The 23,430-nt window shown below is 61.6% G+C and carries 17 protein-coding genes; 8 read left to right on the forward strand and 9 right to left on the reverse strand.

The window, feature by feature from the left end:
* Positions 1-14 precede the first annotated feature (14 nt).
* Genes ISG32_RS03975 through ISG32_RS03990 form a run of 4 tightly spaced genes read right to left on the reverse strand, consistent with a single transcriptional unit; the run spans position 15 to position 6,991 of the window.
* Positions 15-1,628, reverse strand: a complete 1,614-nt coding sequence (locus tag ISG32_RS03975) for a type I restriction-modification system subunit M (RefSeq protein ID WP_194769759.1) — start codon at positions 1,626-1,628, stop codon at positions 15-17.
* Positions 1,625-2,626 (reverse strand): virulence RhuM family protein, encoded by a 1,002-nt coding sequence (locus tag ISG32_RS03980; protein WP_194769760.1) that lies wholly within the window; start codon positions 2,624-2,626, stop codon positions 1,625-1,627. The genes ISG32_RS03975 and ISG32_RS03980 overlap by 4 nt, the downstream gene beginning before the upstream one ends.
* Positions 2,623-3,930, reverse strand: a complete 1,308-nt coding sequence (locus tag ISG32_RS03985) for a restriction endonuclease subunit S (RefSeq protein ID WP_194769761.1) — start codon at positions 3,928-3,930, stop codon at positions 2,623-2,625. Before ISG32_RS03985 ends, ISG32_RS03980 begins: the two co-directional genes overlap by 4 nt.
* Entirely contained in the window at positions 3,920-6,991 is a 3,072-nt protein-coding gene (locus ISG32_RS03990; RefSeq protein WP_194769762.1) for a type I restriction endonuclease subunit R, read from the reverse strand. The genes ISG32_RS03985 and ISG32_RS03990 overlap by 11 nt, the downstream gene beginning before the upstream one ends.
* A gap of 325 nt (positions 6,992-7,316) precedes the next feature.
* Between ISG32_RS03990 and ISG32_RS03995 the strand changes: the two genes are divergently transcribed.
* Complete coding sequence (locus ISG32_RS03995) at positions 7,317-8,531, forward strand: multidrug effflux MFS transporter (protein WP_194769763.1); 1,215 nt, start codon at positions 7,317-7,319, stop codon at positions 8,529-8,531.
* 6 nt (positions 8,532-8,537) lie between these two features.
* Here the strand turns inward: ISG32_RS03995 and ISG32_RS04000 are convergent, their stop codons facing one another.
* Both ISG32_RS04000 and ISG32_RS04005 read right to left on the reverse strand, forming a co-directional pair.
* Entirely contained in the window at positions 8,538-10,619 is a 2,082-nt protein-coding gene (locus ISG32_RS04000) for a sensor domain-containing diguanylate cyclase (protein ID WP_228529599.1), read from the reverse strand.
* 489 nt (positions 10,620-11,108) lie between these two features.
* Positions 11,109-11,732, reverse strand: a complete 624-nt coding sequence (locus tag ISG32_RS04005) for a Crp/Fnr family transcriptional regulator (protein WP_194769764.1) — start codon at positions 11,730-11,732, stop codon at positions 11,109-11,111.
* A gap of 406 nt (positions 11,733-12,138) precedes the next feature.
* Here ISG32_RS04005 and ISG32_RS04010 point away from each other — a divergent pair, with 406 nt between their 5' ends.
* Positions 12,139-13,164 carry a porin gene (locus ISG32_RS04010; RefSeq protein WP_194769765.1) on the forward strand — a complete coding sequence of 342 codons (1,026 nt, stop codon included), beginning with the start codon at positions 12,139-12,141 and terminating at the stop codon, positions 13,162-13,164.
* Between the two features lie 145 nt (positions 13,165-13,309).
* Here ISG32_RS04010 and ISG32_RS04015 read toward each other — a convergent pair whose 3' ends face one another.
* The 3 genes from ISG32_RS04015 to ISG32_RS04025 form a co-directional block, all read right to left on the reverse strand.
* Positions 13,310-14,680: a glycerate kinase type-2 family protein gene (locus ISG32_RS04015; RefSeq protein ID WP_194769766.1), complete on the reverse strand. Its 1,371-nt coding sequence runs from the start codon at positions 14,678-14,680 to the stop codon at positions 13,310-13,312.
* Positions 14,681-14,782: 102 nt separating this feature from the next.
* Positions 14,783-16,249: an aminotransferase class V-fold PLP-dependent enzyme gene (locus tag ISG32_RS04020; protein ID WP_194769767.1), complete on the reverse strand. Its 1,467-nt coding sequence runs from the start codon at positions 16,247-16,249 to the stop codon at positions 14,783-14,785.
* A gap of 48 nt (positions 16,250-16,297) precedes the next feature.
* A complete protein-coding gene (locus ISG32_RS04025; RefSeq protein WP_194769768.1) occupies positions 16,298-16,765 on the reverse strand; it encodes a Rid family detoxifying hydrolase in 468 nt (155 codons plus the stop codon).
* A gap of 516 nt (positions 16,766-17,281) precedes the next feature.
* On the opposite strand from ISG32_RS04025, the gene ISG32_RS04030 reads away from it, so the two are divergent.
* From ISG32_RS04030 to ISG32_RS04055, 6 genes are all read left to right on the forward strand, one after another.
* Entirely contained in the window at positions 17,282-18,682 is a 1,401-nt protein-coding gene (locus ISG32_RS04030; protein ID WP_228529600.1) for a cache domain-containing protein, read from the forward strand.
* Complete coding sequence (locus ISG32_RS04035; protein WP_194769770.1) at positions 18,679-19,347, forward strand: response regulator; 669 nt, start codon at positions 18,679-18,681, stop codon at positions 19,345-19,347. Before ISG32_RS04030 ends, ISG32_RS04035 begins: the two co-directional genes overlap by 4 nt.
* A gap of 73 nt (positions 19,348-19,420) precedes the next feature.
* Positions 19,421-19,873 carry an HIT family protein gene (locus ISG32_RS04040; protein ID WP_194769771.1) on the forward strand — a complete coding sequence of 151 codons (453 nt, stop codon included), beginning with the start codon at positions 19,421-19,423 and terminating at the stop codon, positions 19,871-19,873.
* Positions 19,874-19,909: 36 nt separating this feature from the next.
* Positions 19,910-20,749: an alpha/beta hydrolase gene (locus tag ISG32_RS04045; protein ID WP_194769772.1), complete on the forward strand. Its 840-nt coding sequence runs from the start codon at positions 19,910-19,912 to the stop codon at positions 20,747-20,749.
* 231 nt (positions 20,750-20,980) lie between these two features.
* A complete protein-coding gene (locus tag ISG32_RS04050; protein WP_228529601.1) occupies positions 20,981-22,378 on the forward strand; it encodes a glycosyltransferase in 1,398 nt (465 codons plus the stop codon).
* 86 nt (positions 22,379-22,464) lie between these two features.
* The gene (locus ISG32_RS04055) at positions 22,465-23,409 is read left to right on the forward strand and encodes a hypothetical protein (protein ID WP_194769773.1); all 945 of its coding nucleotides are present in this window, start codon (positions 22,465-22,467) and stop codon (positions 23,407-23,409) included.
* The last annotated feature ends 21 nt before the right edge of the window (positions 23,410-23,430 follow it).

Genomic DNA, 23,430 nt, shown 5'->3' on the forward strand with positions numbered 1-23,430 from the left:
CAACGGACAGTCGCCTATGGCAACAGCTTCAATCCCAGTTCTCTCAAGAAGGCGTTGTGCTTGTCCTTCGCCGCCGCAATCGCCTGTTCAATCTCCACCAACTCGCGATGAGTCGCATCAAGATCAATCTCCGCCTCGCTCACCACCGTGCTGATATAGCGCGAGATGTTCAGGTTGAAATCGTTCTTCTCGATCTCGGCCATCTCCACCTTGCGTGAGTAACGCGCCTCTTCCTCTCGGAACTGGTAGGTTTTGATGATCTTGGCGATGTGCTCGGGCTTGAGCTGGTTTTGGCGCTTGCCTTTTTCGAAGTGCTCGGCAGCGTTGATGAACAGCACATCATCCGGCTTCTTGCACTTCTTCAGCACCAGAATGCACACGGGAATACCGGTGGAATAGAACAGATTGGCGGGCAGCCCGATCACCGTGTCGATGTGCCCGTCCTTCAGCAGCTTGGTGCGGATGCGTTCTTCCGCCCCGCCGCGAAACAGCACGCCGTGCGGCAAGATGATCGCCATCACGCCCTGATCTTTCAGGTAGTGAAAACCGTGCAGCAGAAAAGCAAAGTCGGCTGCCGACTTGGGCGCGAGACCGTGGCTTTTGAAGCGCACGTCATCGGCCAGCGCATCCGTCGGCTCCCAGCGGTAGCTGAAAGGCGGGTTGGCGACGATGGCGTCAAAACTCGGCCTCTTGGCCGGGTTTTGCTCGCGCAGCATGTCCCACTCGTTGAGCAGCGTATCGCCATGGAAGATTTCGAACTCCGTGTCCTTCACCCCATGCAGCAGCATGTTCATGCGCGCGAGGTTGTAGGTGGTGATGTTCTTTTCCTGACCGAAGATCTTGCCAATCGCTCCACCCGCACCGGCCACCTTCTTGCGCACATTGAGCAGCAGCGAGCCGGAGCCGCAGGCAAAGTCCAGCACGCTATCAAGCCGCTTCTTGGTGCCGGTTTCCGGCTCGTGACTGTCCAGCGTAACGATGGCTGAAAGAACGTCCGAAATCTGCTGCGGCGTGTAGAACTCGCCGGCCTTCTTGCCAGAGCCAGCGGCAAACTGGCCGATCAGGTATTCGTAGGCATCGCCCAGCGCGTCCACATCGGTGGAAAACTCCAGCAGTCCTTCGGCAATTTTCTGGATGACGACGCAGAGTTTTGCATTCCGGTCGGTATACGTTTTACCAAGCTTTGGGGAGCTCAGGTCGATTTCGGAGAACAGGCCTTGAAAGGTGCTTTCAAACGACTCCGTCTCGATGTATTTGAAGCCTGCTTGCAGCGTGTTCAGCAGCTCATCGTTCTGAGTGCGCGCCAGATTGGCGATGCTGTTCCACAGGTGCGCGGGCTGGATGACGTAGTGCACCTTGCGACGCATCTGCTTTTCAAACGCGGGAATGTCATCCACATTGTTCGCATACCAGAGCGCCAGTGGCACCTTGCGGGCGTCGCCGTCTACATCGGGATAGTCCTTGCCCAACTCCTTCTTCGCCGCCGTCTCGTAATTGTCCGAGAGATAACGCAGAAAGAGGAAGGACAGCATGTAGTCGCGGAAGTCGTCCGCGTCCATGGCGCCGCGCAGTTGGTCGGCAATGCTCCAGAGCGTGTTGCCCAGTTGTTTTTGATTGGCTTCGGTCATTTCTTGGGGCGACGTTTGATTTTGGTTTCCAGCGCTTGAAGTTCGGCCTCGTCCTGCTGGTCAGCCGCGATAGCTTCCGCACGTTTACGGTCGCGGTCGAACTGGAGATACAACTCACCCGTGCGTGCTTCCATCTGTCCATTGCTGATGGAGCCTGTGTGCGTCAGCAGCGGAAAGCCGTTGGACGTGATGATCTGATCCACGTTCTGCTTCCAGAAGGCCATTTGCGTCTCTTGCTTGCGCTTGGCCCGCAGCTCGGCGGTTTCCAGGAAGATGACGACCAGCCGGTTCAGCGTGTCTATCTCGTCTTCGCTCAGGTAGTTCTTGGCCACAATGGCGTCCTCCTTGCGCACCTTGTTGCCCTTCCAAGCAAGCAGGCCAAAATGCGGATCGGCAGGATTTGCCCGCGCGGTGACGAGTTCAGCGGCGGTCTTTTCTGTCACGGCATAGATCAGCAAGTTCTGCACCGTGGCAAAAAAAAGTTGCGTTGCCTTTTCAGTTTTGTCGTAGTCGCTGGCGAGGGCAAAAAGGTCGCGCACCTTTTGATAAAAACGCTTCTCGGAAGCCCGGATGTCGCGGATGCGCTCCAGCATCTCGTCGAAGTAATCCGGGCGGCCATCCGGGTTCTTCAGACGCTCGTCGTCCATCACAAAGCCCTTGGTCAGGTACTCCTTCAGGACCGTGGAAGCCCAGCGGCGGAACTGCACGCCGCGCGGTGAACGCACGCGGTAGCCCACGGCCAGAATGGCATCCAAGTTGTAGAGCTGTGTCTGATATCGCTTGCCGTCAGCAGCAGTTGTCAAGGAATCCTTGACAACTGAATCCTCGCTCAACTCACCGTCTTCGAAGATGTTTTTCAGGTGCAGCGAAATGTTTTGCTTTGTGGCATCGAAGAGCTCCGCCATCTCCAATTGTGTCAGCCAGACAGTTTCTTCCAGCGCCCGCAGTTTGATCTGGCTGCGACCATCTTCGGTGGTGTAGAGAATCAGGTCGCTCATGCTTCGACCTCCTCCGTGGATGGGAAGAGCTGCTGCATCAAGCTTTTTTTGTGGGTCTTGAGGACTTCGAGTTTTTGGGCTTCGGCGGTGATTTGGGTGTCGAGGGTGCTTAGGCAGGAGGTGACCTTCCTCTGTTCTGCATCCTCTGACGGAAACGCGAACTGTATTTCTCGTACCAACCCTTGGCTGAGATTTTCTTGCCCGCCGCTATTGCTCATTTCCCGGATTTCTTCATATCGCCCCGCCATGTTTGCAAAGAGAAAATATGGATCTATGCCTTTTCGAGGAAGAATTGCGGCACATGCTTGGTTTGTTGCAGCCTCGATTCCTAGCAAAGCGACTTGACCGCGTGTTTTACCCTGGCCGTACATAGCCATCAATACTGTGCCTTTAGGAAAGAGCTTTGCTGAAGAGTTGGCTACCCCCTCCGAAGTAATAAACTCCTCTGCACTGGAAATCACTTGGAAATCCACCTGTGACGTTGTGATCCAGGGAATGTTTCCATTCCAGTAAGCCTTTTCGGTGCGGCTTGGAGTACCGTCAGAAGCCGTTTTAAATATATTGCCGATGGAGTCACTCACCCACTCCCCTGCGTTTTGGAATTCGGGAAAGCGGAGGCGCGGTTGCGTTTCACCTTCGCGCGGAAAAAGCTGCTGCATCAGCCCTTTTTTATGGGCCTTGAGCGCGTCCACTTTCCGCGCTTGCGCGGCGATCAGTTCGTCCGCCGAACTCAGGCACTCGGCGATTTTTTGCTGTTCAGCTTGTTCGGGAAGTCTGACCGATAGAGCTTTAATTATTTCAGCGTTGAGATTCTGAACCCCACTTCCCGCAGCGTTGTCCGCGAAGTATCGTTGGCTACTGGGAGCCGAGATCGAATAATAGAGAAAGTCTCTATTCACGTGCTTGGCAATGTCCGTGATGGCAATCCAGCCGTCATGAATACAAGTTTCAATCTGAAGAATATACGGCCGCCCGAAGCTCATCGAGTTTGAGAGAATCAAGTCTCCGGGTCTTACGAATCTAGTTTTGCTTAGTGCTTCACGGCGAACCTTTTCAGCGGTTCGAGTGACGTATTTGGCGTCTTTATCTACATCGCCAATCTTGAGCCAATTGAGTCCGCTCGCATCGGTGGTGAGAAACCCATCAATTGGGCGTGGAGAACCGCCACGAACAATTTCCGACAACTCGCTCATGCTAGATTTTTCCCAGCCATCTGCCCCCCGAAACTCCGGAAACCGCAGCTTCGGCACCATCACAGTCTTTGCCCCGCCCCTCGTCACGGCGGCTTTGTCCTTACGACTCATACGCACTCAATCCAGAAATTTCACGGCCACCTGCGCGCCTATCGAGAACGGGCCGTAGATCAGCCATCAACGCCAGTTCCGCTTCACCACGCGCTTTCCATCCAAGATCAAGCGGCTCCATCAGCTCACTTAGCAACTCGCCATCCAAAATCATGCGGTCAAGAATGCCGTCCACAAAGTTCTGAACAGCGTCTGCGGCCAAGCCATGCTTGGTGGCGATGGCGGCAAGCTCTTTGACGTTCTTCTCGGCCTTGAAGTGTGTGTAGCCGTCTCGGATGTCGGTCTCGGAGAGACCTTCGCCCGCCTTGAGCGTGTTGATGTACTCCGCAATATCGTCGCGCTCGCTCATGAACTTGGCATCGGCGCTGATCAGGCCGATCAGTTCCGCGCGCGTCATCTTGGCCTTGCCCGGCTCCTTGGCGGAGAACTTGGCGATGAGGCCCATGATGTAGTCGTAGTCGATCACGGAAGACGCGAAGAGCACGAACTCGAAGTCGAGCTGTTCCACTGGGTTTTCTGCGCCCGGGCCATCGCCATGCTTGCCACTGTCTTTGCCCTGTTGCTCCCGGAGCTTCTTGGCGGTTTCAAGATACTGGCCCTTGAAGCCGCGCAGGTTTTCATCGGGCAGTACCGTTTCGATGGCGGCTTTGTCTTCGCCGGTGAGATCGGTGTATTGATCGAGCTGAGTTTTGAGCCGTTGCACTTCCTTGAAATGGGTGACGAAAGCCGCGCGGGCCGCGTCGCCCTTCAGGTTGGCCACTTCTGAGGGCGAACAGGCCAGGCCCTGGGACTTCATGAACTCGTCCAGCTTTTGCACGGCGGCATCCAGCTTTTCGATGACCACCGGCGCTTTGTCCACAAGCCAGATTTTCCGCGCCTGCTCGCCAGTCTTCTCGCCGGAGAAAAGGGCGATGGCGGCATCAACCGAGTCTTGCTGCTGACGGAAGTCGAGGATGTTGCCGTAGGGTTTGGTGCCGTTGAGCACGCGGTTGGTGCGCGAGAAGGCCTGAATCAAGCCGTGGTACTTGAGGTTCTTGTCCACGTAAAGCGTGTTCAGGAACTTGGAGTCAAAGCCAGTGAGCAGCATGTCCACCACGATGGTGATGTCGATTTTCTGCGCAGCCGGGTAGTCGGCATTGGGCCACTGGTGGTCTTTGATGCGCTTTTGCACGTCCTGGTAGTACAGGTCGAACTCGCTCAAACGGTGGTTGGTGCCGTAGCGGGCGTTGTAGTCCGCGAGGATGGCCTTGAGCGCAGCTTTTTTGCCCTCGGGGTCTTCTTCGTTGTCTGCTTGCTCTTGTGGCAAATCCTCCTGGATCTGCCTCACATCCGGGTCGCCCTCGGCAGGCGGAGAAAAGACGCAGGCGATGTTCAACGGCTTGAAGTCGGGATCAGCAGCGTGCTTTTCCGCTTGCATCGTTTTGAACAGTGCGTGGTATTCGATGGCGTCGTTGATGGACGCTGTGGCGAGCACGGCGTTGAAGCGGCGTGCGCCAGTGGCGGCGTCGTGCTTATTGAGGATGGCTTCAATGACCGCCTTTTTGGCAATGGCCTCGCCGGGCTTGGGCGGGTTCTTGCCTTCGGGCTTGAAGTAGTCAACGTGAAAGCGCAGAACGTTCCCATCCTCGATGGCGTGGGTGATGGTGTAGGCGTGAAGCTGCTTTTCGAACAGGTCCGCCGTGGTGCGCATTGACGCTTGGGTGTCTTCGATTTTCTGCGAGCTGGCATTGGCGTCGAAGATGGGCGTGCCAGTGAATCCAAAGAGTTGAGCCTTCGGGAAGAACGCTTTGATGGCCTTGTGGTTATCACCAAACTGAGACCGGTGGCATTCATCAAAGATGAAGACGATGCGTTGGTCTTGCAGCGCTTCAAGCTGTTCTTTATACGTGGCCTGGCCGCTCTTGCTGCGCTGCTTGTTGCGCTTGCTGTTTTCATCGAGCGCGAGGCCGAGTTTCTGGATGGTGGTGACGATCACCTTGTCGGCGTAGTCCTCGGAAAGCAGCCGGCGCACTAGGGCGCCCGTGTTGGTGTTCTCTTCAACACAGCCTTCTTGAAACTTGTTGAACTCTTCGCGCGTCTGACGGTCAAGGTCTTTGCGGTCCACGACGAACACGCATTTGTGGATATGTTCGTTTTCCTTGAGCAGCGTGGAGGCTTTGAACGAGGTGAGCGTCTTGCCGCTGCCCGTGGTGTGCCAGATAAAGCCGTTGCCGTTGTTTTCGTCGATGCACGTGATGATGTGCTTCACGGCGTAGACCTGATAGGGCCGCATGATCATGAGCTTTTGCTCGCCCGCGAGCAGCACCATGTAGCGGCTGATGGTGCGCCCAAGGTCGCACTTTTTCAGGAAGTGCTCGGCGAACTCGTCGAGCTGAGTGATCTTGCGGTTGTCTTCGCCTGCAAACTCATAAATGGGCAGAAAGCGCTCGTCGGCATTGAAGGCAAAGTGGCGCGCGTTGTTGTTGGCGAAGTAGTAGGTGCGGTCGCGGTTGCTGACGATGAACAGCTGCATGAAGCACAACAGCGTCTTGGCGTAGCCGTTGCCTGCGTCCTGCTTGTATTCAACGATCTGCTCCATGGCTCGGCGCGGATTCACGCCGAGCGTTTTGAGCTCGATCTGCACGCAGGGCACGCCGTTGATGAGGATGAGAACGTCGTAGCGGTGGTGGCTGTTGTCGGTGTTGATGCGCAACTGGCGCACAACCTCGAAGTGGTTCTTGCACCAGTCCTTGATGTTCACCAGCGTGTAGTTCAGCGGTGTGCCGTCGTCGCGGGTGAAGGCATTGATGCCGCGCAGGGTCCTGGCAGCAGTGAACACATCAGGTGTGACGATTTCATCCAGAAGCCGGGCGAACTCAGAATCCGTCAACTTGACCCGGTTGAGAGCCTCGAACTTCTCGCGAAAATTCTGCTCCAGCGCGGCGCGATCACGGATGTCGTCGCGGAATTGGTACTTCAGGTTCTGAAGCTTGCCAATGAAGCCGTATTCGATGTGCTCTTCTTTGACGACGTGGCTCGGCGGAGCGGACTGCAGATCGCAGGTGTACTTGGATGAAGGCATGGGGACGTACGTTGGCGTGGAGCAGGAAGGCAATGTGGGCGGCGCGGGTAAGTATAGATTGTTACAGTTAACCCACGCCGAGCAGCGTCTGGAATGCATCAAATGTGTGCTAGCGCATACTTCAATACTGAACTTTGGGTTTATGGGCAACGGTGGGACTGGCGCTACAAGAGTGACAGCAATCACTGCCTATTTGGGCATAGACTGAAAAACCAAGTTGCCCGCGACGGTTTGCTTTCACCCCTCAAAATTCCGCACTCCAAGCCTACGCTCACGACAGCGCACCCCGCGCCCCTTCCCCGCAATCCGCGACAATCGCGGGCCTATGTCTTCAACGTCCTCTTCGTCTTCCGTTTCCCTTCGCATGGTGGTGATCCTTGGCCTGCTCTCGGCCATTGGTCCCTTTGCCATCGACATGTATCTCCCCGCGCTGCCTCAGATCGGCGCGAGTCTGAATGCGCCCGTGGGGGCGGTGCAGGCCAGCCTCACGGCTTTCTTCATCGCGCTGGGTGTGGGGCAACCGGTGTTCGGCTCGCTCTCTGACATGTGGGGGCGCAAGAAGCCGCTGTATCTGGGGCTGGTGATCTTCATCGTGGCAAGCGTCGGTTGCGCGCTGGCGCAGGACATCCACACGCTGGTCACGCTGCGCTTCGTGCAGGGGCTGGGCGCGGCGGCGGGCATGGTGGTGCCGCGTGCGGTGGTGCGCGATCTGCACACCGGGCACGAGGCGGCGCGCATGATGTCGCTGCTGATGCTGGTGTTCAGCGTCTCGCCGATCCTCGCGCCGCTTGCGGGCAGCGGCGTGATTGCGCTCGGCGGATGGCGGCTGGTGTTCTGGGCGGTCACGCTCGCGGCCGTGCTCGGGCTGGCCGCGATGGTGCACGGTCTGCCCGAAACCCGCAGCGAGGCCGCACGCCACGAGAGCAACATGGCCGACGTGTTCAAGGCCTATGCGTTTTTGCTGCGCGACTGGCATTACCTCGGCCTCGTGTTCATCGGTGCCACGGCGATGGCCGGCTTCTTTGTCTATCTTGCGGGCTCGCCGTTCGTGCTGATCAACCACTACGGACTTTCGGCCACGCAATACAGCCTCGCGTTCGCGTTCAATGCGATCGCCTTCATCGGCGCGGCGCAATTCACCGGCGCACTGGGCAAGCGCTACGGGCTGGTGGCCATCGTCAAGCTGGCGGCGTCCGCCTGCGGCGTGGTGATGAGCTGTCTGCTTGCCTACTACCTGCTGGGCGGCGACAACCTGTATGTGCTGATCGGTTTGTATTTCGTCTCGAGCGGGTTGATGGGGCTGGTGATTCCCACCACCTCGGTGCTGGCGCTGGACGACCATGGCGACATCGCCGGAACCGCATCGGCCTTGCTCGGCACGCTGCAGATGCTGACCGGCGCCATCGCTATGCAGATCGTGGGCCTGTTCTCCAACGGCAAGCCGCTGCCCATGGTGATCGGCATGGCGGCGGGCGCGCTCACCGGTGTGCTGCTCACATGGATCACTTTGAGCGGCAACCGCCACCGCACCGCTCACTGAAACTCGTCATGCGGCCGCCTTGTCCGCCACCTCCCGCACCATGATGCGGTTGCGGCCCGCGCGCTTGGCGTAGTAGCAGGCCATGTCGGCCGCGCGCAGCCAGGGCGTGACGTCGTCAAGATCAGGCGGAGCCACGACGATGCCGATGCTCACCGTTGTCATCGAGGTCTGGCCGTCGTAGGTGAACTGCCACTCCTCGATCGATGCGCGCACATGCTCGGCAATCAGCTCGGCCCGCTCGGCCGTGCAGTTGGGCAGCACCACGGCGAACTCGTCGCCGCCAAGACGCGCCACCCAGCCGACATGGCGCGCGAGCTCGTCGAGCAGGCTCGCGAACTGGCGCAGCAGCATGTCGCCCGCCTCATGGCCGAGCCGGTCGTTGACCAGCGTGAAGTGGTCGAGATCGAGATGCAGCAGCACCACGCCGCTGTCGGAATCCGCGCCACCGCCCTGCTCCGCCTTGCGGGCCAGCAACGCGCGGATGCGCTCGAGAAACGCGTTGCGGTTGGGCAGATTCGTCAGCAGATCATGGGAATGTGCCCACATGGGCTTGCGGCGTTCGTCGCGGGCGGAGGTGATGTCCTCCAGCACCCAGACCGCCGCCATCGCCGACTTGCGATCCATCGACATGCGCCCCACCACGCGCGCCCAGAGCTGACTTCCGTCCTTGCGGCGCAGCTCGAATTCACCTTCATAGCCGCCACGCGCCGCCGCACCTTCACGCATCTGCCGGGCCAGCTCGTCGAACTGCAGATCGTTGGCGAACAGTTGCCGCACGGATTGCCCCTCCAGCTCGACACGCGAATAGCCCAGCATCAGGCTCGCCTGCTGACTGAGCAGCTCGAGCACATCGTTGCGCGTGATGACGATGCCGATGGGTGCCTGCTCCAGAATGCCTTGCAGCTGCAAACGCGAGAACTCGGCCTGGTGGCCGTGGTGCTGCTGCTGGGCTTCGAGATGATCGAGCGCGTCGGTCAAAAGCCTGGATTCGGCAAAGCCCGACGGCGCATCGTCGCCGGTGTTCTCAGCCTGGAGAATGCCCTGTGCGCGCCGATGCAGTCGCGTCAGCGGCAGTGCCACCCAGGCCATGCCGAACAAGGCGATCAGCCCCACGAGCAACACACTGGCGGCGGCCAGCCACCAGGCGCGGCGCTGTGCGCCGTGCAGCGGAGCCATCAGCGCGCGCGAGTCGGTCACGCGCGCCACCCACCACTCCGGCATCGGCACGCCGGCCATGCTGACCAGATGATCGTTGACCGTCGTGGTCTCTCCGCGCCCCGTCGAAATCGGTTTGAGTTCCGCGCGCCACTGCGAGTAGACCTGCCCCACGCCGGGCTCCGTCTTGATGTTGCCCATCACGCGTTCAAGCTGTGGATGCGAGAGGATCACGCCATCCGAAGTGAACACGATCAGCCGCGAATCATCGCGTCCCGGCAGCGCCAGCGAATGCGGCAGCAGCCCTTGGGACTGCAGCCTCAGCACACCGCCGACGACGCCCAGTATCTTGCCCTCGTCGTTGACCAGCGGCAGCGTGAGCATGATGCGCGCAGCGCTCGGCCGGTCGCCGATCACGCCCGACACCAGCGGCTTGCCCTGCACCATGGTGCGCAGAAGAATGTCGCGCTCGTCCGTATCCACGCTGGAGGCGGCCTCCTGCTTGCCGTTCTGCAGGTTCAGAATCAGCCGCCCGTCGCTGCGCGCGATCTCCATCGCATCAAAAAAGCGCAGCGCCGGAAGCCCTTGCTGCAGCACCCATTCAAGCAGAGACGGCGACTGCAGCATCTGCGGCGTGATGCCATCGGCCAGCGTGCTCAGCACCTTCTGGCTCTGCTCGATCTTGCTGGCGAGCAGGCGCGCGACCAGTTCGACCTCATCAGTCTGCTGACGCACCAGGCGACCCGCGACCTCTTCGCCCGCCGCACGCGAAACCACCCAGGCCGTCACCGTGCCCGCAAGCGCCACGGCCAGCAACAGAATCAGCATCAGGCGTCGCACCAGCGGACCGGGCACCTGCCACGAAGACCACGGACCCGCGCCACGCTCGGCATGACCCACGGCATCGTGTCCGGTGATCGCGCTGCTGGTCATGACGAATCCCTTCGCGCTGACGCGCACGCTCGGGATGCAATAGCTGTGCTGAACATGTCGATTCGAAAGCCGCCCGGTAACCTGGCTTGCGCCAAAACGAAATCAATATACGGGGCACTCCGCAAGCATCCGTTGGGAAAACTACCTGATTCAGAGAAATCCCCTATGCACCATGGAGAGCCCGTCACAGGGCTTGCTCGTCGTGCTGAACGAGGGGGAATCACGCAAGAAAAATGCTTGGAAATCACCGAAGCGACGCATCGCATGCGCCGCCCACACGCGGCACCCGGCCTGCGCACAACAGGTCGCGATGCACGCCTACAGAACACGAGCGGTGCAAATGCCATTCCGGCCTGGTGCATGCGGGAAAGTACGCAGCGTTCAGGGTCTGCGCTTCAAGAACCAATCAGCTCTTGAAGCCCCATAGCAAAACACCGCCCATTCTTTCAAATGGTCGGTGGTTGGGGTGAACAGCGGAGGCGCGCCGTCTCAGCAGCGCGCCACGTTCTGCAGCGCCGTTGGCTGCGGCAGGCTCAGCACGTTGCCGGTTCCGGCGATGAGTCCGTGCTCACGCAGATGGCGCAGCACGCGCGAGAAGGTTTCGGGAGCGATGCCGAGTTGCGCGGCGATCAGGCGTTTTCTCTGCTGCAGCGTGACCTGCAGACTGCCGTCCTCGGCGGGCGAGGCGTTGCGCAGCAGCCATTGGGCGCAGCGCGCCTCGGCGTCCTGAGCCAGACGACTCACGGCCAGTTCGGTCTGCTGGACGTAGCCGGAGGCCATATCGCGAACCAGCGTCTGCGTCTCGCGCGAGAGTTCGGAGTAGGCCTTGTGGAATTCGGGAAGAGGAATGCGGCGCAGGCTGACCTGCGTGTCGGCGATGATGTCGACCGGATAGGTCTGATTCATAAGCACCGGTGCGGCATCAAGCCAGATCGGGCCCTCCACCATGCCGAGCTGGTGGCGCAGTTGGCCGGACTCCAGAAGTCCGAAAAGCACCCGTCCGCTGTCCAGATAGATCACGCTGTCTGGGCGCTGCGAGCGTTCACGCAGCACACGGCCAGCCTGGACGATTTCGGGCGAGGCAACAGAATGGGAAGATGACAGTGGAAGCATGGGTGCAACTGTGCAGTCCTCACTCACATCCCACATTGAGACAAGTCAAAAATAGCAAGGAACATCCCCGGATCACGCCCGCATTTTGGGGCTCGATGCGACCGGGGATCTGACCTCACCACGAGGAGGCCCTTGCTTGGGTGCTCTCGTCCGAGCGCTTTGATCGTGAGCCCCGCGCCCGGCCCACGCCCCAATAAGAAAGCACTTACTGTGCATTCTGAACAGGATTGGTGCGCTACAGCAACACTTTCTGCGAAAAATCAAGAAAAAGCTGGCGGCACGATGTTTGCTTTTCGACAATTTACCCGTCGACACAATTTCGTCATTTTTGGGGGAGTTCCGATGACGGGTTCCTCGACAACCGCCACGCCCACTTGGCGGCCCACTATTTCCAGCAGGAGAATTCATGAAAAAAAACATCCTGGCCTTTGCGGCCGCCGTCCTCTGCACCACGGGTGCATACGCGCAAAGCTCTGTCAAGCTGTCCGGTATCAGCGACATCTACGTCGGCTCCATGAAGATGGCCGGCGATGCTGACCGCACCAATGTCGTGAACAGCGGCGGCCTGACCACATCGTGGTTCGGTTTCACCGGCAGCGAAGATCTGGGTGGCGGACTCAAGGCCAACTTCCAGCTGACCTCGTTCCTGCAGACCGACACCGGCACCCAGGGCCGCTTCACGGGCGACACGTTCTTCTCGCGCGACGCCAACGTCAGCCTGTCCGGCGGCTTCGGCTCCGTGCTGCTGGGTCGCTGGATGGCCCCCAACTTCCTGCCGTCCGTGGTCGCCAACCCGCTGGGCGACTCGTTCGTTTTCGCTCCGCTGATCGTGCACATGAACGTGCCGCTGTTCAACGCCACCGGCTGGCAGTCCACGACTCCCGCCGACACCGGCTGGAGCAACCAGCTGGTCTACAGCACGCCCGACATCGGCGGCTTCAAGGCCAATCTGCAGTACCAGTTCGGCGAGCAGACCGGCGACAACAAGAGCAAGCGCAACGTCGGCGCGAACTTCTTCTACTTCGGTGGTCCTCTGACGCTGACCGGCTTCTACGAGCGCGCGCAGATCAGCAACCCCGGCTCCGGCACCTATCTGGGTACGACCAAGACCGCATGGATGCTCGGTGGCGCCTATGACCTGAAGATGGTCAAGCCTTACCTGTCGTACGGTCAGTCCGAAGCCGACAACACCGACATCACCGCCAAGACCCTGCAAGTGGGCGCATCCGTGCCGCTGGGCGCCGGCGCGCTGGTGGGCTCGTGGGCCAAGACCAAGCTGTCGGGCGCGGACATGAACCGCAAGACCCTGACCGTGGGCTACGACTACAACCTGTCCAAGCGCACCGATGTGTACGCCATGGTCATGAACGACAAGATCACGAACTACAACTCGGGCACGAGCTACGGCGTCGGCATTCGCCACCGCTTCTGATCGGGCTTGAGTCCTGACACGGTTGGTCGGCTATTGCGAGTGGCCGGCTGATCGAAAAGTTCTCCAAGACCTGCGCGCGCAAATCCTCCGGGGTTTGCGCGCGTTGTGCTTTTCAGAGCGTGTCTGCGATCTCAACCATCCGCGCTCACAACACCAGCAAGGCGCGGAAATCGTTGACGTTGGTGTTCGTCGGCCCGGTCACCAGCAGATCACCGATGGCGTCGAAATAGCCATAGGCATCGTTGCGGTCGAGCGCATCGGCCACCTTGCGGCCTGCGGCCTCGGCGCGCGCCAGCGTATCGGGGGTGACGAACGCGCCCGCGTTGTCCTCCACGCCGTCGATGCCGTCAGTGTCGGCCGCGAGTGCCCAGACATCGGCCTGCGCCTGCAGCGCCTGCGCGAGGCCAAGACAGAATTCACCCGCGCGTCCCCCCCGTCCTCTGGGCGTGCCGGCCGGTTGCGGGCGGATCGTCACCGTCGTCTCGCCACCGCTGAGAATCACGCAGGGCCGTGCGAACGGTTCGCCATGCTTGGCCGTAGCCCGCGCGAGCGCCGCGTGCACCCTCCCCACATCGCGCGATTCGCCCTCGATCTCGTCGCTCAGCACATGCACGGCCAGTCCCGCCGACCGCGCCGCGGCGGCGGCCACATCGAGTGACTGCTGCGGCGTGGCGATCAGGTGCACGGTGTGGCCCGCGAACACCGCGTCGCCGGGCTTGGGCGTTTCCAGTTCGCCGCGCTCCAACTGAGCGAGCACCGCTGGCGGCACCTCGATCCGGTAGCGCCCGAGAATCGCGAGCGCATCCGCGCAGGTCGTCGCGTCGGGCACCGTGGGGCCGCTCGCGATGATCGCCGGATCATCGCCGGGGACGTCGCTGATCGTGAGCGTCACCACCTGCGCAGGCGCGCAGGCCGCGGCGAGCCTCCCGCCCTTGATGCGCGAGAGATGCTTGCGCACGCAGTTCATCTCGGCAATGTTCGCGCCGCTCTCGAGCAGGGCCTTGTTGATGGACTGCTTGTCGGCCAGCGTGAGGCCGTCGGCCGGCAGGCTCAGCAGGGCCGAACCGCCCCCGGAAATCAGGCACAGGACAAGATCGTCGGCGCTCAGGCCCTTCACCAAATCCAGTATCCGGCCAGCCGCCGCCATGCCCGCCGCATCGGGCACCGGGTGCGCAGCTTCTACGATCTCGATGCGCTGCGCGAGACCTTCGGGGCGCTCGGGAATATGTCCATAGCGCGTGACCACCAGCCCCGACAGCGGCGCATCACTCGGCCACAGCGCCTCGACCGCCTGCGCCATGGCCGCGCCCGCCTTGCCCGCGCCGATCACCACCGTGCGGCCTTTCGGCGGCTTCGGCAGGTGCTCCTTCAGCGTGTGCAGCGGCTGTGCGCGCCGCACCGCAACGGCATAGAGCGACAGCAGAAAGCCGCGCGGATCGCGGCGAAAATCCGGCGCGCCCGCATCGGCGGTGGCGGCGACGGCATCAAGGGAGTGGGAGTCGGCGTGTGAGGGCATGCACAAATTGTACGGAGCGACGGCTCACCCACACGCCGGACCAGCCATGTCGCGCATCGCTTTCCGCAGCGCGCAACATGCCGGGTCAGTCTATGGCCACGATCAGGCCATCTTCTTCGACAGGTCCCACATCGCATCGACGAGCAGATCCACATCGGTCGCGTCGTGCCACAGATGGGTGGACACGCGCACGCCATAGTGCTCGGCCGCAGCGCCGATCACCGGGAAGTTGGAGTTGCGGATCACGAAGCCCTGCGGATACTCCGCCAACAGCCGCGCCACATAGCTCGACGACTTCTGGCTGTTCATCACATCCGCCTTGTTCTGGAACGGATTGAACGAGGTCAGCGCCGACAGCAGCTTGGGATCGTCCTTGGGCGAGTACAGCGCGTCCACGCCCCAGCGCTCGGCCACCTTCTCCTTCAGATAGGAGGCGAGCGTGATGTCGTAGGTCTCGATCTTCTTGCGCCCGATCTCGTCCCACATCTTGCAGGCCTGCACCAGAGACGCGAACATCGGCGTGTGCACGCTGCCGCAGCTGGTGATGGTCGCGGCGATGTCGAAGGTCGCCGTGCCGTTGGTCGTGCGCTCCAGCGACGAATACGAGCTCGTGTGGATCGGATACCACTTGGGCAGCGGCAGCGGGTTCGACGCGCGGATCTTGTTGCGCACGATGAGAATGCCGGTCGATCCCGGTCCGCACTGCCACTTGTGGCCCGCGCCGGACATGAAATCCATGCCCAGCTCGGCGTAGTTGTAGTCCATCATGCCCGGCAGATGCGCACCATCCACGATGCTGATGAGTCCGTGTGCCTTCACCACCGTCATGAGTTCTGCGATCGGCAGCATCGTGCCGGTCTTGTAGGTCGGAGAAGACCACATCATCGCCCGCACACGCTTGCCCTGGGCCTTGAGCGCGCGGATGCGCTCATCGAACAGACTCACGTAGGTGGCGGCGGTCTGGTTGTTGCCCACCGGCATGGCGATGCGCGAGACCTCGATGCCGTAGCGGTCGGTCGCGATCTTGAGCGGCGTGTCGCCGCCGCCATGCTCGTGGTTGGTCGTCACCACCACGTCCCCCGGCTCCCAGTCGATGCCCAGAATCGCGTGGCACATGCCCGACGAGGTGTTGGCCGAGAACGCCAGCTCGTCGGGATCGACGCCAAAGCCCGGCGCGGCTGCCTTGCGCAGATCCAGCAGGTTGGAGTAGCCGTTGAGGCAGTCCACGGCCTTGGCGCGGTTCTGCGAGGAAAAGGTGTCGAGCACCGTCGTCGGCATCGATCCCGCCGTGCCGATGTTCATGAAGGTCTTGCTCGGATTGAGCACGAACATGCCCTGCACGCCGCTCCAGAAACCTGCATCCTGCACGAGCTGCGCACGCAGCGCCTCGGAGGTCGATTGCGCGTTGCTGCTGCCGCAGGCGGCAAGCATGGGGCCGAGCGCCGTGGCACCTGCACCGTAGCTGAGCATGCGCAGAAAGTCGCGGCGCTTGGACGTCCAGCGACTGGTGTCGAGCGCCTGCGGCGCGCACTGCTCTTGGGCGTCGGGTTGAGTGATGGTCTGGTTCATGGGAGCCTCCGTGGATGGGTTCGATGACTGGACTGATGAACGCGGGAATCAGCGACGCCCGACGACCGCCGCGATCTCGATCTTCACGTCGCGCGGCAAGCGTGCGACCTCGACCGTGGCGCGCGCAGGTGCGGCGGCCTTGAAGTACTCGCCATAGACCTTGTTCATGGCGCCGAACTCGTTGAGGTCCTTCATGTAGACCGTGGTCGCGAGCACGTCCTCATACCCCAGTCCCTGGCTCTTGAGCTTGGCGCCGATGAAGTCGAGCACCGCCCGTGTCTGCTCCTCGATCGTCGTGCCCGCCACCGCGTTGCCCGCGGCATTGAGCGGCAACACGCCCGAGAAATAGATCGTGCTGCCGTGCGAGACCATCTGCGAATACGGCCCGATGGCCGGATAGATCTGGTTGGTGGACAGCACCTCGCGCTTGCCTCCCGGCGCCGCACATCCGGCCAGAACCAGGCCGAGGGCAAGGCCACCCAGAACGGTGGTGAAACGACGCATGTTTCTCTTCATCGTGCAACTCCTTCAAATCACCATCAAGGTCAAGAAAACATTTAAGAAAATCACTTTCACCAGCCGAATTCATTTCCGAATGTGTCTGATCGGCAGGCATCTTGCGTGAATGAATTCTAGAAACCCCGGGCACGATGCATATCGTCTTTTCTCCTTACGCAGTACTACGCAAACCAAAATACGCGTTACTGCGCAAAACAAATAAACACAGAATACATAATCCGCTTCATATTGCACCATCCACATGAAATCTCAGCATATTCACCATATTTGATAGCACCCACTCATTGCAGAACATAGACAATTCGAGATCCTCTCGTTTTCGAGACAGCCACATGCGCTGCGTTTCACAAGTGCCAAATCAACAACCGCATTGCTTTTCCATCAAATGGAATATCAAAACAGCTCATTTACACCTCGGGATATTCCACTTGACGGAGAGGCCGAAAATGCAATGATCCGTGCACTGACCCGATATACCGAATATCCATGCAGCTGCGTCTCAAAATGATATTGATGGCGACCGTTCCCTTGGGCGTGGCGCTGATCTGCATGGGAATCACCGCACGCCATCAAACCATGGCGCTGGCAAACGAGGAGCGCAAGCTCGTCGAAGCCGCCTATCTGCACAGCAAGGAAACCGAGCTGCGCCACTATGTCGAGCTCGCGCGCAGCACCATCGAACGGATTGCCGAATCCGGCGATCTGGGCGAGGCCGATCTGCAGGCCAAGGCCGTGCAGGTCGTGTCGCGCATGAAGTTCGGAGACAACGGCTATTTCTTTCTCTACGACCAGCAGGGCAAGCTGCTCGTGAACCCCGAACAGATGGCGGTCGCGAACGTCGATCTCTGCGACCCCGACACGCCCGCCGGTCAGACGCAGGCCACTCTTATCCTCGACCAGGCCAAGGCCGGCGGCGGTCTCGTGCGCTACGAGTGGCACAAGCCCTCGTCGCAGATTCTGGCGCCCAAGCTCGGCTATGTGCTGCAGGTGCCGGGCTGGAACTGGGTGATCGGCACGGGCCTGTATCTGGACGATGTGCAGGAGGCGCTCGCCCGCCTCGATGAGCACGCCAAGAACAACATCGCCGCCACCCAGAGGCGCATCTACCTGATCGCTGCGCTGTGCATGGTGCTGATCGCCGCGGCCGGTGTGCTGCTCAATCTGAAGGACCATCGCATTTCGAGCGACAAACTGCGGCGGCTCGCCCAGCGCGTGGTGCATTCGCAGGAAGAGGAACGCGCCCGCGTCGCGCGAGATCTGCACGACGGCGTGGTGCAGGTGCTGGTGTCGTCGAAATTTCTGCTCGAAACCGCACAGCTGCAACACCAATACAGTGCATCGCTCGATGGCAGCGCACCGGGAGGCAAGGCGCTGGACCAGGGCCTTGCGCGGCTCAACGACGCGCTCACCGAGATCCGCCGCGTCTCGCACGGTCTGCGCCCGGCGCTGCTCGATGATCTGGGCCTGCCTGCCGCGCTTGCCCTGCTCAGCGAGCAGATGACTCAGGGCGGCGCAAGCCGGGTGCATCTCGAGCCCTGCGGAGAAGTCCAGCCGATCCCCAACTCCCACGCGACGGCGCTGTATCGCGTTGCGCAGGAGGCCGTGAAGAACGCCTGCACCCATGCCGAAGCGCGCGACGTGCTGCTGAGCCTGCTCACCGGTCCACGCTCCATCACGCTCATCGTGCAGGACAACGGCAAGGGCTTCGACATCCAGCGCGTGCTCGCGGACGGCACCAGCGGCATTGGACTGCGCAACATGCGCGAGCGCATTGAGGCGCTCGACGGCCAGTTCTCGATAGCCGCCAGCCGCCTGGGCACGCGCATCGTCGCCACGCTCCCGCTGCGCGCCGATGCGGGCAGCGACGCGGCTCTGCCCCATTCCCGTTTCGACTCGAGCTACGCACCCGCATGAACACTTCTTCGCCCCATCATCCGAGCATCCGCGTGCTGCTGGTCGACGACCATCCGCTCGTGCGCGACGGCGTGCGCATGCGGCTTGAAGCCACGCCGCACATCCGCGTCGTCGCCGAAGCCGGCTGCGCCAACGAGGCACTGGCGCTCGCGGGCGAAGCGGCGCCCGACATCGTGATCACCGACATCCGCATGCCGGGCGCAAGCGGCATTCAGCTCACCGCAGCGTTCCGCGAACGCCATCCGCTGATCCGCGTGCTCGTGCTGTCCATGCATCAGGAAGAAGAATATGTGCGCCGCGCGATGATGCTGGGCGCAAGCGGCTATGTGCTCAAGGACGCACCCGCGCAGCAGCTTGTGCAGGCCATCGAACTCGTGCACGCGGGCCGCTCGTTCCTGAGCCCGGGCCTCGAGCAGTGGCTGCAGCCACCCGCCGACAACGCCAGCGCCCAGCGCACGAACCGCACGCTCACCCCGCGCGAAACCACGGTGCTGCAGCTGCTTGCCCAGGGCCGCTCCAACAAGGAAATCGCCGAGCTCATGGGTTCGTCCATCCGCACCGTGGAGACCCACCGCCTGCACCTGCGCCGCAAGCTGCGCATCGATGGCCGGGCCGCGCTCGTCAAGTACGCGGTCGACTACGCGGACCTGCAGCCGCAGGCGTGAGCGAAGGAGCGTTCGGGATTGCGTAGACTCGGGCAGAACAACCACGGATTCCACCGAACCACAGGAGACGGTTTTGCCCCATTTCGTAGACAACTCCCCGCCCGGCCATTGCATCTTCTGTCGCCTCATCGCGCGCGAGATACCCGCCGCCGTGGTGCATGAGGACGATCTCACCATCGCCTTCATGGACCTTGGACAGGTCAACCCCGGCCATGTGCTGGTCGCCACCAGGCGCCATGCCGACACGCTCTACGATCTGACCGATGACGAGGCCGCCGCCGTCATGCAGACCAGCCGCCGCATCGCGATGGCCGCGCAGAAAGCCTTTCCGTCCGCCGGACTCACGCTGCTGCAAGCCAACGGCGCCGAGGGCGGGCAGACCGTCAAGCACTTTCACATGCATGTCGTGCCGCGCCATGCGGACGACGGCATCGCGCTGAGCTGGCCGCGCAAGGAGCCCGGCGGTGCGGTGCTGGGCGAATATGCCGAGCGGCTGAAGTCGGCGCTCGCCGAAACCGCCGGCTGAACTTTTTCGGTCCGAAAAGAGTCTCACCCAGCGACCATGAAAAAGCGCTGGCTCCTTGCCTCCTCCGCCGTTGCCTCCTTGGCGCTCGCCACGGGGGCCGTCGCGCTCGACGCCAAGCAGCGCGAATGGATCTTTCAACCCAGCGACCGCGCCTGGGGTGGCGAGCGCGACATGAGCGGTCTCGAGGACATCTGGATTCCGCTCGACGCCTCCCTGCCCGGCAAGGAGAAGAAGCTGCATGCGCTGTGGATGCCAGCCGCTTCGCCGAAGGCCCCGGTGATGCTCTATCTGCACGGTGCGCGCTGGAACGTTTCGGGCTCGGTGCCTCGCATCCGGCGCATGCACAGCCTTGGCTTTTCGGTGCTTGCGGTGGACTACCGCGGCTTCGGGCAAAGCACCCGGGAGCTGCCTTCGGAAGCCTCCGCGCTCGAAGACGCCCGGGCCGCATGGCAGTGGCTGGCGGACAAAGCGCCGAAGAACGACCGCTACATCTTCGGCCACTCGCTCGGGGGCGCAATCGCCATCGACCTCGCCGCCACGGTACGCGATGAACGCGGCACGCTGGTCGAGGGCACGTTCACCAGCATTCCCGACGTGGTCAGCTCGTTCAAATGGGGATGGCTGCCGGTCTCGCCGCTGATCACCCAGCGCTTTGACAGCGTGCGCAAGGTCGCCAGCATCCAGTCGCCGCTGCTGGTGGTGCACGGCAGTGCCGACAAGCTGATTCCCGCCGACCTTGGCCGCAGGCTCTACGAGGCCGCGCCCGGCCCCAAGCGCTTTGTGCTGGTCGACGGAGGCACGCACCACAACACCAACGCTCTTGGGATGGAGCAGTACCGCGAAAGCCTGCGCGAGCTTTTCAACCTCAAGCTCTGAGATCGCAGACACGCGCTGAATCCCCCTTCGCCACCTCGCGCGGTCCGGTGTGAAGTCAGGATAATTGTCAATTCTTAAAGATTGACTATCGGTAAACAAATACAATTAGCCATTGCTTATAGTGGCATCGCGAATTCCCCATCTGAATTTCCGGGGGGCGCCGCGTCAGTGCGCTCCATTCGCCCATCCACCACAACAGACTTCGCGCCCACGTATTCAAGTCAACAGGCCATGCGTATACCAAGAGATCCGCTCTCAGAGCTGCCGCGCCAGTCCGGACCGGACTCCGTGGTCGACTCCGAACTCGGTACGCCGCCCGAGCGCTCCCGCTTCTACCTGTCGGTCACCGCCAAATTCTGGATCGCCGTGCTGCTGTCCATTCTCTGGGCATGGATGACGTGGGTCCTCGGGCGCAAATGGGTGCTCGAGATGGCGGATGTCTTCGGTGTCTCGACGGCCTATTTCCTGTTCATCGGCATCGCCGTCGTGCCAGGCTTCATGAACGCCTTTCTCGTCGCCAGCCTGCTGCTGGACAACCGCCCGCGCTTTCGCCGCGCCACCCGCTCCTGGCCCGGGGTGAGCATTCTGGTGGCGGCCTACAACGAGGAAACCAACATCGTGCAGACGGTGCTCAGCATCGCCAACCAGCACTACGCAGGGGCGCTGCAGGTCATCGTCGTCAACGACGGATCGACCGACGGCACCGTGGCCGCGGTGAGTCAGCTGCACTTTCCATGGCTCGAGGTGATGGACCTCAAGCAGAACGTCGGCAAAGCCAACGCCCTGACCAAGGCGCTCGAGCGCGTGCAGCATTCCATCACCATCACCATCGACGGCGACTCCTACCTGCACCGGCGCGCGCTGCAGAACCTGGTGCTGCGCTACATGAGCGATCCCCCCAACACCCGCGCCGTGGCCGGTGCCGTGCTGGTGCGCAACTCGCGCACCAACCTCGTCACCAAGGTGCAGGAATGGGACTACTTCCACGGCATCGCGGCCGTCAAGCGACTGCAGAGCATGTACCAGGGCACGCTGGTCGCGCAGGGTGCCTTCTCGGCCTACGACACCCAGACCCTGCGCGACGTCGGCGGCTGGCCGCACACCGTGGGCGAGGACATCGTGCTCACCTGGGCGATTCTCAAGGCCGGCTACCGCGTGGGGTTTGCGGAAAACGCCGTGCTGTTCACCAACGCGCCCACCACCTGGAAGCAGTTCATCCGCCAGCGTCAGCGCTGGTCGCGCGGACTCATGGAGGCCTTCAAGCTGCACTGGCAGATGCTGTTCAAGATGCGCCTGACCACGCTCTTCATCTGGTGGAATCTGCTGTTTCCCTATCTCGACGTGGTGTTCACGCTGGCGTTCGTTCCGGGCGTCATCCTCGCGCTGTTCGGCATCTTCTGGATCGCGGGACCGATGACGCTGGCCGTGCTGCCGCTTGCGTTTCTGGTGAACTGGCTGATGTATTCCATCCAGAAGAAAATGTTCGAGAAGCAAGGCCTGAAGGTGCGCAGCAACCGGCTCGGTCTTGTGATCTACGTGCTGTTCTACGGCCTGATCCTGCAGCCCGCCTGCGTTGTCGGCTACATCCAGGAATTCGTCACGCGCGGTAAAAGATGGGGGACCAAATGAGAGACGGACGACCGCCCGCACTCGCTGCAGGCCGACATATCAATCACGTGAACCACACGGCCCACGCCAACCGGCAAGGAACCTCCATGCGCATTCAACTCCACGTCAGCCTGTCGATGATCGCCGCCTGCTGCGCCCTGCTCACCGGCACCGCCACGCATGCAGCCGGCACGGACGCCGACGCCGCCACTGGCCAGCTGACGTCGAACCTGCTCGTGAGTCGCGACTCCGATCATTTCGACACGGACAAGCTGAACGTGGGCTATGTGTTTTCGAGCGGCTGGGGTCTCGGCTTCAACGTCTCGCATTTTTCGGCACCGGGCTGGTCGGCCAACGGCAAGGGGCTGTTCGCGCAATACCTGGAGCGCGGAAAGGACCGCACCATCGAGGCGCGCCTTGGAGCCACACAGACGGCCGGCCACACGCTCGCCACCGGCATGCTCGACTACATGCACCGCGTGAGCGACAAGACCTGGCTGGGCGTGAGCGCCGAGCGCGATGTCGTGGAGTCGATCCACGGCATCGAGCACGGCATGCACTACGACGCGCTCATGCTGGTGCTCGACCAGCAGTTCACCGACCGCTTCAACGTCGGTGCGGTGCTCGGCGCAACGCGCTTCTCCGACAACAACACGCGCCCCATCTTCCGCACCCGGTGGAACTACGAGCTCGTGGAAGGCAGCGGTCTCAATGTCTATCTGAAGACACGCAACTACCACAACAACCGCCCATACCAAGGCCATTATTTCGCGCCGGAGAATCTGGGCGAATACTCCGCCGGTCTGTCCTGGCGCACCGCATTTCCCGGCCCTATGGTGTTCTTCGCCAGCGCCGACGTCGGCCGCCAACGCATCGACAGCGACCACAACGGCATCTGGAGCGCGCGCATCGGCCTGCAGAACCACCACACCAGCAAGGCGATCTGGCAGGTCGCGCTGGAGACCAGCAACAACCGCGCGTCCTCGCTCGCCGGCGGCGTCGACCATTACCGCTACACCAGCCTGATCGTACGCCTCGTCTACCCCTTCTGATTTTCCGGAGAGCGCCTGCGC

The sequence above is a fragment of the Diaphorobacter caeni genome (assembly GCF_015354245.1).
Taxonomy (GTDB): Bacteria; Pseudomonadota; Gammaproteobacteria; order Burkholderiales; family Burkholderiaceae_C; genus Diaphorobacter_A; species Diaphorobacter_A caeni.